This is a genomic window from Comamonas sp., assembly GCF_036643215.1.
In the GTDB taxonomy this organism is placed as follows: domain Bacteria; phylum Pseudomonadota; class Gammaproteobacteria; order Burkholderiales; family Burkholderiaceae_C; genus Comamonas.
On record NZ_JAVXSJ010000007.1, the window covers coordinates 84,416 to 97,963 of the forward strand.

The 13,548-nt window shown below is 61.9% G+C and carries 12 protein-coding genes; 8 read left to right on the forward strand and 4 right to left on the reverse strand.

Going from position 1 to position 13,548, the window contains the following annotated elements:
- Positions 1-3: 3 nt before the first annotated feature.
- Positions 4-1,188, reverse strand: a complete 1,185-nt coding sequence (locus RSF91_RS07125; protein WP_332567755.1) for a YbfB/YjiJ family MFS transporter — start codon at positions 1,186-1,188, stop codon at positions 4-6.
- Positions 1,189-1,288: 100 nt separating this feature from the next.
- Complete coding sequence (locus tag RSF91_RS07130; RefSeq protein WP_332567756.1) at positions 1,289-2,830, reverse strand: YifB family Mg chelatase-like AAA ATPase; 1,542 nt, start codon at positions 2,828-2,830, stop codon at positions 1,289-1,291.
- Between the two features lie 355 nt (positions 2,831-3,185).
- Between RSF91_RS07130 and RSF91_RS07135 the strand changes: the two genes are divergently transcribed.
- The 7 genes from RSF91_RS07135 (at position 3,186) to RSF91_RS07165 (ending at position 9,894) form a co-directional block, all read left to right on the forward strand.
- Positions 3,186-3,938, forward strand: coding sequence for a TorF family putative porin (locus tag RSF91_RS07135; protein ID WP_332567757.1), 753 nt, complete (start codon positions 3,186-3,188; stop codon positions 3,936-3,938).
- A gap of 17 nt (positions 3,939-3,955) precedes the next feature.
- Positions 3,956-4,294, forward strand: coding sequence for a P-II family nitrogen regulator (gene glnK, locus RSF91_RS07140; protein WP_099739816.1), 339 nt, complete (start codon positions 3,956-3,958; stop codon positions 4,292-4,294).
- Positions 4,295-4,334: 40 nt separating this feature from the next.
- On the forward strand, positions 4,335-5,687 hold the full coding sequence (gene amt / locus RSF91_RS07145; protein WP_332567758.1) for an ammonium transporter: 1,353 nt from the start codon (positions 4,335-4,337) through the stop codon (positions 5,685-5,687).
- 146 nt (positions 5,688-5,833) lie between these two features.
- Entirely contained in the window at positions 5,834-6,994 is a 1,161-nt protein-coding gene (gene glcE, locus RSF91_RS07150; RefSeq protein ID WP_332567759.1) for a glycolate oxidase subunit GlcE, read from the forward strand.
- Between the two features lie 16 nt (positions 6,995-7,010).
- A complete protein-coding gene (gene glcF, locus RSF91_RS07155; protein WP_332567760.1) occupies positions 7,011-8,264 on the forward strand; it encodes a glycolate oxidase subunit GlcF in 1,254 nt (417 codons plus the stop codon).
- A gap of 87 nt (positions 8,265-8,351) precedes the next feature.
- Positions 8,352-9,080: a ProQ/FinO family protein gene (locus tag RSF91_RS07160; protein WP_332567761.1), complete on the forward strand. Its 729-nt coding sequence runs from the start codon at positions 8,352-8,354 to the stop codon at positions 9,078-9,080.
- A 298-nt stretch (positions 9,081-9,378) separates the two neighbouring features.
- The gene (locus RSF91_RS07165) at positions 9,379-9,894 is read left to right on the forward strand and encodes an AmiS/UreI family transporter (protein WP_332567762.1); all 516 of its coding nucleotides are present in this window, start codon (positions 9,379-9,381) and stop codon (positions 9,892-9,894) included.
- 98 nt (positions 9,895-9,992) lie between these two features.
- Here the strand turns inward: RSF91_RS07165 and RSF91_RS07170 are convergent, their stop codons facing one another.
- A complete protein-coding gene (locus RSF91_RS07170; RefSeq protein ID WP_332567763.1) occupies positions 9,993-10,883 on the reverse strand; it encodes a DMT family transporter in 891 nt (296 codons plus the stop codon).
- A gap of 79 nt (positions 10,884-10,962) precedes the next feature.
- Complete coding sequence (lplT, locus tag RSF91_RS07175; RefSeq protein ID WP_332567764.1) at positions 10,963-12,264, reverse strand: lysophospholipid transporter LplT; 1,302 nt, start codon at positions 12,262-12,264, stop codon at positions 10,963-10,965.
- Positions 12,265-12,397: 133 nt separating this feature from the next.
- Here lplT and alr point away from each other — a divergent pair, with 133 nt between their 5' ends.
- Positions 12,398-13,504 carry an alanine racemase gene (gene alr, locus RSF91_RS07180; RefSeq protein ID WP_332567765.1) on the forward strand — a complete coding sequence of 369 codons (1,107 nt, stop codon included), beginning with the start codon at positions 12,398-12,400 and terminating at the stop codon, positions 13,502-13,504.
- Positions 13,505-13,548 lie beyond the last annotated feature (44 nt).

Genomic DNA, 13,548 nt, shown 5'->3' on the forward strand with positions numbered 1-13,548 from the left:
AAATCAAACTGTTTGGCTGCGCGCAAGACGGCTGCAGGCCACCAGCAGTGCGCCCAGCGCCAGGGCAGTACAGCCCAGCACAAACAGGCTGCGGTAGCTACCGGTCTGCGCGTAGATAAAGGCCATCAGATAACCCGCCGTGGCCTGCAGCAACGCAAAAGCTGCCGTGGCGTAGCCCCACATTTTCTTGTGCTGAGCAGGACCTATCAATTGCATGAGATAGCCCGAGGTGATGGCCGCCATGCCCGGCGACAGCGCCCCCACCAGAAAGCCCGAAACCGCATGTCCCGCAAACCCCACCCATACCAGCGGCAGGCCAATGGCCACGGCCTTGATGACGTAAGCGCCGGTGGTCGTTCCCCACCAGCCCCAGCGCGTGGCGCAGTAGGCGGCGCACAGCGGCCCTGCCGTGGCACCCAGCCCGAAAAATGCCCACTGCGTGGATGCGTAGCCCGCGCCCAGATTCAGCTCTCGGTCCAGATAGTCCACCCAGAACACGGTGTGCGGCACAAAGCCAAAGGCATCGCAGGTATAGGCAAGGAAGACCAGAATAACGGCTGCACTCCATAGCGACCGAGCGGGCACCGCCACCGCAGCAGTGGGCGTAATGGCAACGGGTGCATGGGGGTGAATTTGGCGCGCCGCGCGCCAGCCAGACCACAGGGCCACGGCGCACAGCGCGGTCAGCGCCCACCACACGGCGCTCAGGCTGCTGCGCGCAAACATGGGCACCAGCGTGGCGGCCAGCAAAGCACCTGCGCCAATGCCGCAAAACATCAGCGGCCCCAGCGTGGCGCGCCGCTGCGGCGCTGCGGCTGACATGGCGACCGATGGGCCCAGCACCATGAGCGCAGCGCCTGCAATGCCAGAGATCAAACGCCAGACAAAGAACAGCGCCATGGGCTGGGGCAGGCTGCACGCGGCAAAGCTCAGCATCACGGCAATCCAGCAAGCCACCAGCACGCGCAGCGCGCCCATGCGCTCTGCCAGTGGCGCGGCGGCCAATGCGCCTATCAAGTAGCCCAATAGGTTGGCAGCGCCCAGATAAGCCACCTGCTCGCCGCTGAACCAGCCGGCATGCACCATTTGCGGCATCAACGCCGTATAGGCAAAGCGGGCCAGCCCCACACCGCTGAGTGTGGCCATGAAGCCGGTGAGTAAAAGAGGGATTTCCTGGCGCTGAATCACAAACTCAATCCTGTAGAAATTGACGGCATGCGTCAAATGCCAAACGTTAACGCAGCAGCCGCATCATCATGCCCAATGATTCAGTGGGTGTTCGCAAAACCTACTGCTGCATCAAGGCGCGGCGGTATTGCAAGGCCTCCGCCACATGCGCTTGCGTGATGAAGTCCGAGCCTGCCAGATCAGCAATGGTGCGCGCCACCTTCAAGGCCCGGTGGGTGCCGCGTGCGGACCAGCCCAGCTTCTCTGCGGCTTTGTGGGCAAAGGCCAGTGCTTGCGGCTCCAGCTGCAGATGTGCATCCAGCTGCGCGCCATGCAACTGGTGGTTGGACGAACCTTGGCGCTGCAAAGCCTTGTCACGCGCCGCGCTGACCCGTTGCTGAACTGCTGCACTGCTCTCGCCCTCAGGCGCGGCCAGCAGCTCTTGCGGCGGCAGGGCCGCGACTTCCACATGCAGATCAATGCGGTCCAGCAACGGCCCGCTGATGCGAGCCTGATAACGCGAGACCTGATCGGGCGTGCAACGGCAGGCCCGCACGCGTGAGCCCCAGTAACCGCAGGGGCAAGGGTTCATGGCAGCGACCAGCTGAAAGCGCGCGGGAAATTCCGCTCGCTGCGCTGCCCGGACCACGGTGATGTGCCCGGTCTCCAGCGGCTCGCGCAAGGCCTCTAAAGCGCTGCGGGCGAATTCAGGCAATTCATCCAGAAACAGCGCTCCGCAATGCGCATAAGAGATTTCACCCGGCTTGGGCGGCGAGCCACCGCCGACCAGCGCCACCGAGCTGGCCGTGTGATGGGGTGAGGCAAAGGGCCGCTGCCGCCATAGATCTGGCGTAAAGCGACCGCTGAGGCTGGCGATGGCGGCGGCCTCCAGTGCTTCTTCATCGGTCATGGCAGGCAGCAAGGCCGCAAAGCGTTGCGCCAGCATTGATTTTCCAGAGCCCGGCGGGCCGATCATCAAGACCCCATGAGCGCCAGCTGCTGCAATTTCAAGAGCACGCTTAGCCTGCATCTGGCCGCGCACTTCGCGCAGGTCCAGCGCTGACGGCGCAGCCACCGCAGGTCTGGATTGCTCCTGTTGCCAGCCACCCAATGCCTCTTCATCGGCTTCGGGTGGCGGCGCATCGTGGGCCATGAACTGCTTGACCACATCCAGCAAATGCCGGGCGCTGAAGACTTCGATGGAAGGAACAAAAGCCGCTTCCTGCGCGCTTTCGGGCGGCAGCACCAGCCGCACGTTGTGCTGCTGGCGTTGCAGAGCCAGCGCCGTCGCCAGCGCGCCGCGTACCGGGCGCAGGGCACCGGTCAAAGACAGTTCGCCCGCAAATTCATAGTCGGCCAGTTTGGCCGCTTCAATCTGCCCACTGGCGGCCAGAATGCCCAGCGCAATCGGCAGGTCGAATCGGCCAGAGTCTTTGGGCAAATCTGCCGGGGCGAGGTTGACGGTGATTCTTTTGTTGTTCGGAAATTCCAGCCCCGCATTCACGATGGCAGCGCGCACGCGCTCCCGGGCTTCTTTGACTTCAATATCAGCCAGGCCCACCAGCGTGAACGACGGCAAGCCGTTGGCCAGATGGACTTCAACCGTAACACTCGGTGCCTGCAAACCGAGCAGGGCACGACTTTGAACCAGAGCCAGACCCATAGGCACCTCGTTGGTGGAACGCGATGCACCAGTATCGCCAAGCCGTGGCAAGGGCGCCAGAGATTGCGGCCATGGCCTGCAGGACACTTCTCACCTGAATTGCACCAAAACAGTGCAATCACAAAGGCTTACGTTAAGAAACATTGGTGCTAAAAATTTAAGCAGCTCCAATTTGGTGCATGGCATTTGCATAGACATCAACAGCCACGTTCATCTTAAATTGATAGCTGCAACCGCTTTTCTGTATTGCGCAAACTGCATAAATCCTCTGAATTTTCAGTGCTTATCCAAGACTTGGCACGGTCCATGCTTTGAAAGATTGTCCAAAAGAATTTTCAAACCGGAGGAACCCTGAATGCCTAGTCCCGCTGCTCGCCGTTTCAAGACTTTCGCCAAGACTGCCGCCCTGGCCTGCGCCGTGATCTCCCCCCTGTGGGCCCATGCGCAACTCACCGCCAACGTGGCGCTGACGACCAACTACAAGTTCCGTGGCCAGGATCAGGACTCCAGCCGCAACAAGGCCGTCAAGCCCGCGCTGCAAGGTGGTTTTGACTACGCGTTTGGCGACAGCGGCTTCTATGTCGGCAACTGGAACTCCTCCGTGGACTGGCTGCCCGGCAACTCGCTGGAAACCGATTTCTACGGTGGCTACAAGTTCAAGGCCGCTGAGGTGGACTGGGACGTGGGCGCGCTGACCTATGTGTACTCGGGCAACGCTAACGGCAACACCACCGAGATCTATGGCTCCGGCACCTACGGTCCGTTCACGGCCAAGTACTCGCACACCGTGTCCAAGGACTATTTCGGCTGGGCGGGCGCCAAGGCGGGCTCTGGCCTGAAGGGCCGCAACAGCGGTTATTTGCAGTTCTCCTACAGCCAGGAAGTCATGCCCAAGGTGACACTGAAAGCTGCAGTTGGTTACACCCATTTCTCCAGCGATATCAAAGACCTGGGTGTACCCAACTATGTGGATTACAGCGTAGGCGGTGCCTATGACCTGGGCGACGGCTTCACTGCAGCAGCCGCAGTGGCCGGTGCCAACAAGAAAGCCTACTTTGGCGATGTAAACAAGGCGCGTCTGATTTTGACGCTCTCCAAGACTTTTTAATTTTTCAGGAGCCCGTCATGAAAATGGTGACTGCCATCATCAAGCCCTTCAAGCTCGACGAAGTGCGTGAAGCCCTCTCTCAAATCGGTGTGCAAGGCATCACCGTGACCGAAGTCAAAGGCTTTGGTCGTCAGAAGGGCCACACAGAGCTGTACCGTGGCGCGGAATATGTCGTGGACTTTCTGCCCAAGCTGAAGATTGAAGCCGCGATTGCCGACGACATGGTGGACGCTGCCATCGAAGCCATCGAAGGCGCAGCACGCACCGGCAAGATCGGTGACGGCAAGATTTTTGTTCAGGCGCTGGAGCAATCAATCCGCATCCGCACAGGAGAAACCGGCGACTCGGCCCTGTAAAGGTCGCCGCCGCTCTGGAACCCGTTTTAGAAAGATTGCCATGACCAAGAAACTTTTAAGTGCAGGCCTTGGATTAGGTCTGCTGGCTGCCAGCGCGACTGGTTTTGCACAGGAAGGTGCTGCCGCGGCCACCGCTGCTGCCCCCGTGGTTGCTGCTGCCGTTGAAGCCGTGCCCACCCTGAGCGCGGGCGATACCGCCTGGATGCTGACCTCCACCATGCTGGTGATCTTGATGGTCATCCCTGGTCTGGCGCTGTTCTACGGCGGTCTGGTGCGCAGCAAGAACATGCTGTCTGTGCTGGCACAGGTGTTTGTGATCTTCTCGCTGATCACCGTGCTGTGGGCCATCTACGGCTACTCGCTGGCCTTTGGCGGCGAAGGCAAGTTCTTCGCCAACTTCGACAAGCTGTTCCTCATAGGCATCACGCCTGACACGCTGTCGTCCATGCTCAAGACCATTCCTGAGTATGTGTTCGTGGCCTTCCAGTCCACCTTCGCCGCCATCACCGTGGCGCTGATCGTGGGAGCCTTTGCCGAGCGCATCAAGTTCGCAGCCGTGATCATCTTCTCCGTGCTGTGGTTCACCTTCAGCTACATCCCCATGGCACACATGGTGTGGGGCGGTGGTCTGCTGGGTGCCGATGGCGCGCTGGACTTTGCCGGTGGCACCGTGGTGCACATCAACGCCGCTGTCGCCGGTCTGGTCGGTGCCTACATGCTGGGCAAGCGCATTGGCTTTGGCAAAGAAGCCCTGCCACCTCACAGCCTGACGCTGACCATGGTGGGTGCATCCCTGCTGTGGGTGGGCTGGTTCGGCTTCAACGCCGGCTCCGCCGGTGCCGCCAACGGCATTGCGGGTCTGGCCTTCATCAACACCATTCTGGCCACTGGCGCAGCCGCCATTGCCTGGATTACCGCTGAAGCGCTGCACCGCGGCAAAGCTTCCATGCTGGGTGCTGCCTCGGGTGCGGTGGCTGGTCTGGTGACAATCACGCCTGCCGCTGGCTTTGTCGGCCCCATGGGCTCCATCGTCATGGGCATCATCGCCGGCCCTCTGTGCTTGTGGGGTGTTTCGGGTCTTAAGCGCCTGCTGAAGGTGGACGATGTCTGCGACGTCTTCGGCGTGCACGGTGTGGGCGGTATTCTGGGTGCCATCCTGACCGGCGTGTTCTGCGCCAAGGGTCTGGGCGGTATCGAGCCCGAAGGCTACAACATGGCTCACCAAGTGTGGGTGCAGGTCGAGAGCGTGCTGGTGACCATCGTCTGGTCGGGTGTTGTCTCCTTCGTGGCCTACAAGATTGCAGATCTGACAGTCGGCCTGCGTGTCTCCGAAGAGTCGGAACGCCAGGGTCTGGACATCACCTCGCATGGAGAAGTCGCCTATACACGCTAACCCCCAGAGGCGCTAACGGTCTCTTTCAACGGGTTCAGTTTCATTACGTTGCCCCGCAGTGCAAGCTGCGGGGCTTTTTTATTCACACCTGCTTTTCAAAAAAATCAAAAGCGATGCACGGCTGACAGGCAGGTACCCCAGCTACCATGCAAGCCATGGATTCAGCCACCCGCCCCATCAAAGACATCAGCGACCGCATACGCGCCGCTGCCAGTGACAAGACCCCGCTTCGCATCTGCGGTGGCGGCAGCAAAGACTTCTATGGCCTGCGCCTGCAGGGCGAGCCGCTTTCTACACGCGCCCTCAGCGGCATCGTCAGCTACGAGCCCAGCGAGCTGGTCGTTACCGCGCTGGCCGGCACACCGCTGGTGGAGCTGGAAGCTCTGCTCGCAAGCCAGGGCCAGTGTCTGGCCTTTGAGCCACCGCACTTTGGCGCAGCCAGCACCGTGGGCGGCATGGTGGCCGCCGGTCTGTCCGGCCCCGCGCGTGCCAATGTGGGAGCGGTGCGAGACTTTGTGCTGGGGCTGGAGATGATCAACGGCCAGGGCGAGGTGCTGCGCTACGGCGGCCAGGTCATGAAGAACGTGGCGGGTTACGACGTATCCCGCCTCATGGCAGGCAGCTGGGGCACGCTGGGGGTGATTACCGAAGTCAGCCTCAAAGTGCTGCCCGTGGCACCGGCCGAGGCCACACTGCGCTTTGATAGCTGCAGCCAGAAGCAGGCGCTGGACTGGCTCAACCACTGGGGCGGCCAGCCACTGCCGCTGAACGCCAGCAACTGGCTGGAGGAAGATGGCAAAGGCACGCTGTACCTGCGCCTGCGCGGTGCGCGTGCTGCCGTGCAGGCCGCCACTTTGCGACTGGGAGGCGAGCGGCTCGATAGCGATGCAAACCGTGAAGTTCTGGCGGCAGACTGGAACGCCAGCCGCGACCTGAGCCTGCCGTGGTTTCAGCAGCGCGCTGCCGACCATTGCCTGTGGCGTTTGTCCGTGCCCGCCGCCAATGCGCCGCTGCAACTGCCAGCAGAAGCCAAAGGCCCGTTCATCGACTGGCATGGCGCACAGCGCTGGGTACAGGCGCCGCGCTCGTCAGCGGAGGCGTTGCAGCAACTGGCCCATGAAGCAGGCGGTTCCGCTTCTCTTTTAAGAGCTGAAAGCGCAAGCGAGATAAGCGCTACAAGCGATTTTGATACTTACGCACAAAGCAGCGCAGCAGGCCGCACATCGGCCCTGCTGCATGCCCGGCTCAAGCAGGCGTTTGACCCAGCGGGCATTCTCAACGTGGGCCGACTGTCGGCGAATTGGTAAGAACAGGAGTCAACCCATGCAAACCAATCTCGCCCCCGAATACCGCGCCACGCCCGAAGGGCTGGAGGCCGAAGCCATTTTGCGCAAATGCGTGCACTGCGGCTTTTGCACTGCCACCTGCCCCACCTATCAGACGCTGGGTGATGAACTGGATGGCCCGCGCGGCCGCATCTACCTCATCAAGCAGGTGCTGGAAGGCCAGACCCCCACGCGCTCCACACAGCAGCACCTTGACCGCTGCCTGACCTGCCGCAACTGTGAATCCACCTGCCCCAGCGGCGTGCAGTACGGCCATCTGGTCGATATTGGCCGCAAAATTGTGGATGAGCAGGTGCCGCGCCCCACGGGTGAAAAACTGCAACGCTGGCTACTCAAAGAAGGCATGACCTCGCCGCTGTTCGCCCCCGCTTTGAAAGCAGGCCGGGCGGTAAAGGGCCTGCTACCTGCATCGCTGGCCGAGAAAATTCCCGCAGCGCAGGATGCCGGTGTCTGGCCCATACGTGAGCATGCCCGCAAGGTACTGCTGCTGGCGGGCTGCGTACAGCCCGCGATGATGCCACGCATCAACTACGCCACGGCCCGCGTGCTGGATGCGGCGGGCGTACAGACCGTGATTGCGGGCAACGCCGGTTGCTGCGGCGCGGTGAAATTTCACCTTAACGACCAGGAGGGCGGCAAGGCGCAGATGCGCGCCAATATCGATGCCTGGTGGCCGCTGGTGGAAAGCGGCGCTGTCGAGGCCATTGTGATGAATGCCTCGGGCTGCGGCGCCACCGTCAAGGAATACGGCCACCTGCTCAGGCACGATGCCCAGTACGCTGACAAGGCAGCGCGCATCAGCACGCTGACCCGCGACCTGAGCGAGCTGCTGCCGCAAATGCTGCCCGAGCTGGTCAGCCAGCTCAAGGGCCAGATCAGCACACCCAGCGCCCCTGTGGCCTATCACCCGCCCTGCACACTGCAACACGGCCAGAAGCTGCGCGGCGGCGTAGAAGGTGCTTTGCGCGAATTAGGCTTTGACGTGCGCGTGGCGCGCACCGAATCCCATCTGTGCTGCGGCTCGGCAGGGACTTATTCAGTGCTGCAACCCGAAATCTCGCACCAGCTGCGCGACCGCAAGATTGCTGCGCTGGATGAGCCTTTTGCGCCCGCCAAACCCGCCGCCATCCTGTCTGCCAACATGGGCTGCATCGTGCACCTGCAAAACGGCACCGAGGTGCCTGTGATGCACTGGGTAGAGCTGCTCGACCAGTCACTGACGAGTCGCTGAGAACGGACCGACACCCCCGTTTGCCACTGCAGTTTGCAATGCTGGCATGATTAGGGGTTTTTCTCCCTCAAGCCCACGGGCTTTGCCATGACTGAAATCGTGTCTGAACCACAAGCCCCACAGGCAACACCGCAAAATAACCAGCAGGACCAGCAAGCTGGTTCGCGCTCGCGCCGTGGCGGCCAGGGCCGCCAGCCCAATCAGGCTGGCCAGCAAGCTGCTCGCCCGCAAAACCCTTTGCTGGAGCAACTGGCCCAGTGGCACCCTGCCCTGTTTGGCGAGCAACTCGTGCCCTTCAAGCGCGGCATTTTTGAAGACCTGCTTGCCGCTCACCCCGAGCTGGAAAAAGAGGCGCTCAAGACCGCACTGCAGCAGCACACACGCTCCGGCCGCTATCTGGCAGCTATGGCCAGCGGCCAGCAGCGCCATGACCTGAACGGTCAGCCTGTGGAAGCCACTTTGCCCGAGCATGTGCACCACGCGCTGATTGAAGTCTTCCGTCGCCGCCAGCAACGCACGCCCGAAGACCTGATGCCCAAGCTGCGCAACCGCATCGTCATCGCCTATGAAGCCTCTGGCCTCACTCGCGAAGAATATGCCGAGCGCGTGCAAGGCCGTGACGAAAAGACCAACGCACTGGTTGCCGACGCACTGGCCGAAGCCGATGCCCGCGCCGCCAAGGATGAGGCGCTGCTGCGCTCCTTCCAGCTCAGCGGCCAGACCTCGGAGCAGGAATTTGCCGAGATGTACGGCATGAACCCGCGCCAGGTAGCCCAGCAGCTGGAGCGCGCTCGCCGCCGCCAGCCCGCCGCCTGATAGTGGCAGCGGCCTTGCTCCGCGCAAGTGCCGCCCGCAAAAGCTCTGCCGCCAGAAGCTTTTGCATCAAAGACCGCCAGAGCCCGCGCTGAACCAGCCGGGCCTTGCCGGCATACCTGCCCCGGTAATCAGACTGCCGCCACACTAGGCGCGCAGACGCTGCACCAGAGTCAGGCCCGAGGACGTTTTTTGCTTCCGTGCTGCCAACCCAGGCTGGCATGGCGGCGTTTGCCGTGCGCGGGTCTTATTCATTTCACCAACTGCCCGCCCGGCTTTGGATGAAAAGAAGGAGACTGGTATGTGGCTGGGTTTATCGCTGTTTTACGTGGGTGCGGTGCTGTTTCTCAACGGCCTGTGGATGCTGGGCAAGATTGCCGACAAGGAAATCTGGGTCATCAACATCTTCACGGGCGTGGTGTCGCTATGCATAGGGCTGGCCAGCATTTTTGGGCCGACCGCCGATGCCGCATCGGTCAAGAACGGCGCGCTGACCCTGCTGTTCGCCTTCACCTATCTCTGGGTTGCCTTCAACCGCTTCAGTGGCGCGGATGGTCGTGGTCTGGGCTGGTTCAGCCTGTTCATCGCCATTACCGCCGTTCCTGTGGCACTGGAAACGCTGACCAGCGCCCAGACGGGGCTTGACTGGTGGATGGGCATCAACTGGAGCGCATGGGCCGTGCTCTGGGGCTTGTTCTTTGTGCTGCTGGCACTCAAGAAGAATATTGAGCGCCCCACCGGCTGGCTGTGCATTGTGCAGGGCGTGCTGACGGGGTGGGTCCCCGGCTACCTGATCCTTGCCGAGAAGCTTGTTTAACCCCTGTGGCGCTTTGCGCCTTCGCCCTCTCTCGCTTTGCGGGCGGGGGACGACACCTTCGGCGCGGGTCGGTCCTTGCTCTGTATCTCCGGTACGGGTCAGCCGGCTTTTTTAGAGGATCTGCCCCATGCCGCCAGCAAGGCTGCGCCCATGATGAGCGCGCCACCTGCCAGCGTGCGTGCTGAGAGTGTCTCATGGGCGATGAGCACCGAAGAGACGCTGGCAAACACCACCTCGCTCAGCATGACCACCGAGGTCACGCCAGACGGCAGATGGGCCGCACCAAACTGCAGCGCCCAGTTGCCCAGTACCAGCAAGACGGCCAGACCCAGCGCCACCGCTAACCAGCTGACATCAATGGCTGGGAAGCCGGGCACCATGCCCGCGCTGCTGGCAGCCAGCGCCGTGACCAACCCCATGCTCATGCAACCCGCAAACATGGCCAGCATGCGGGCCTGCGCCGGAATGCTCTGAAAACGGCGCAGCAGCACGTTGGTCAGCGCAAACATGAAGCCGCCGAACACGGCTAACGCATCGGCCAGCGACAGACCCGCAAACAAGCCGCGCAATGACGCATCGGCAGGCAAGAGCACCAGCACCACGCCGCCAAAGGCCAGCAGCAGACGCAGCAAGGCCATGGGCGTCGGGCGCTCGCCCAGCAGCTTCCAGGCCAGCAACACGGCCCATGCTGGCATGAGGTAGAACAGCAGGATGACGCGCACCACGTCACCCACGGTCACGGCCCAGTTGAAGGCTACGTTGTTCAAACCAGAACTGGCTGCCAAAAGCAGCAACACCGGGTACTGCCAGGCCAGCTTGAGCGCGCCGGGGCGCAGCGTGATGAGGCCAACCAGCACCAGCGCATACATGAACGCCGTGGCCCACAGCGGGTGCAGGCCCGCATCGTGCATGAGGCGAAACGGCCACCATGACAGCCCCCAGATGAAGGCATTGAGCAGCAGGGCGACGATAGGTAGTGGACTATGCATAAAAAATGCTTCTAACGCTTATATACAAAGCGCTAGAAGCTATCAATTTTGATTCAATGCAGCCGCATGGCTGCGGATTTTAGTGGCAGTCGCGGCGGGCGACTTCCAGCAGTTTGTCCAGCTCGGCCGGGTATTTTTTGCGGTTATTCAAGTGCCACAGACCAATCAGCACCATGGTGCCCGCCACCAGCAGGCCGAACACGGTGATGGCACCAAATGCCGACAGCCCCATCTTGGTAGACAGGCTGTAGAAGCCGCCCATGGCCAGAATGGCCAACTGCTCGTTGAAGTTCTGCACCGCAATCGAACGGCCTGCGCCCATGAGGTTGTGGCCGCGGTGCTGCAGCAGCGCGTTCATAGGCACCACCAGAAAGCCGCCCAGCCCACCCAGCAGGATGAGGAAAGGCACGGCCACCCAGAGGTTGTCGATGTAAATCATGCTGACCACGAGCACGCCCATGAGCACGCCCATGGGGATGACGCGCGTGGCGTTATCCAGTCGCATGCGCATAGAAGCCAGTACCGCACCAACGGCCGTACCAATGGCGACCACACCCACCAGCGCCGATGCCTGCGTGGTGCTGTAACCCAGCGCCGCTGCGCCCCAGGCCAGCACGATGTAGCGCAGGTTGCCAGAAGCGCCCCAGAACAGCGTGGTGGTGGACAGCGAGATCTGGCCCAGCTTGTCCGACCACAGGCGCTTGCTGCAGACCCAGAAGTCAGGCAGCAGGCCCAGCAGATTGCCAAACAGGCTCTTGTTCGGGTCTTCGCGCAGCGGGCGCATCTTCACGCCGGTCAGCGGGATATGCAAGTTGAACCAGGCCGCCACCGCATAGATCAGGATCAGCACGGCAATTGCGGCTTCGGCAGGCGTATCCACGCCGGTGTCTAAATACGGGAAGTCAAAGGTCAGCAGGTGGTGCGAAATGGTCGGCCCGACCAGTTGCCCGCCCACCAGCACGCCCAGAATGATGGAGGTGATGGTCAGCCCCTCAATCCAGCCATTGGCCTTGACCAGCTGGGAGGCCGGCAGCAGCTCCGTCAGGATGCCGTATTTGGCCGGCGAATAAGCCGCCGCACCCAGCCCGATGACCGCATAGGCAATCAGGGGGTGATGACCAAAGAGCATCATCAGACAGCCGACCACCTTGATGGCGTTGCTGATGAGCATGACCCGGCCCTTGGGCAATGCGTCGGCAAATGCGCCGACGAAAGGCGCCAGAACCACATAGAACAGGGCGAACATGGGCACCAGGGCAGCACGCTGCCATTCAGGGGCACCATTGGCACGCAACAGCTCAACAGCGGTCACAAACAAGGCGTTGTCTGCCAGCGAGCTGAAAAACTGCGCCGACATGATGGTGTAGAAACCGCGCTTCATGAATTAGCTGTAACTGGCACCGGCTGGACCGATGCCGAGTAAATAAGAGACCCTGTGGCAAGTGACTGGCGGTTATATCACGCAGGCTTGGGCTGACAGTGCCAGAATCCCACAGGTCTGATTGAGAAAAACCATGCCCCGTCCCATTATTGCCACCATCCATCCTGAAGCCGTTCGCCACAATCTGGAGCGGGTTCAGCAAGCTGTACCCGATGCCAAATTGTGGTCTGTGATCAAAGCCAACGCTTATGGCCACGGTATCGAGAACGTATTCGAGGGCCTGCGAGCGACGGACGGCTTTGCCATGCTGGACCTTGAAGAGGCTCAGCGCGTGCGCAATCTGGGCTGGCGCGGCCCCATTCTGCTGCTCGAAGGCGTGTTTGAGCCGCGTGATCTGGAACTCTGCTCACGACTGGGCCTGTGGCATACCGTGCACTGCGACGAGCAGATTGACTGGCTGGCCGCACACAAGACCCAGATCGGCCACCGCGTGTTCCTCAAGATGAACAGCGGCATGAACCGGCTGGGCTTTACACCCGAGCGTTTTCGTGCGGCATATGCCCGCCTGAACGCACTGACTCAGGTCGATGAAATCTCCTTCATGACCCACTTCAGCGACGCCGATGCGGACCATGGCGTGGACCATCAGCTGCAGGTCTTCCATTCCACCACCCTTGACCTGCCCGGCGAGCGCAGCATCAGCAACAGCGCCGCCACCTTGCTGCACGGCGATGAAGGCGATGTGCGCTGCGACTGGGTGCGCCCCGGCATCGTGCTCTACGGCAGCTCGCCCGACTTTCCCGCCCATGATGCGGCGCACTGGGGAATTGAGCCGGCCATGACGCTGTCATCCAGAATCATCGCCACACAAGAGCTGCACGCGGGCGATACCGTGGGCTACGGCTCGCGCTTTGAATGCACAGAGCCCCTGCGCCTTGGCGTGGTGGCTTGCGGCTATGCAGACGGCTACCCCCGCGTTTGCCCCACAGGCACGCCGGTGCTGGTGGACGGCGTGCGCACCCGCACACTGGGCCGCGTCAGCATGGACATGCTGGCTGTGGACCTAAGCCCCGTGCCCAAAGCCAGGATAGGCAGCGAAGTCACGCTGTGGGGCCGGGCCAGCAATGGCACCGTGCTGCCCATCGACGAAGTGGCCGCTGCCGCTGGCACGCTCGCATATGAGCTGATGTGCGCCGTTGCCCCGCGTGTGCCTAAGGTCGTAGAAGGCGCGGGCAAATAAGCCACCTCTATCCCCCGCAAAAAGCCGCTGCAATCACAGCGGCT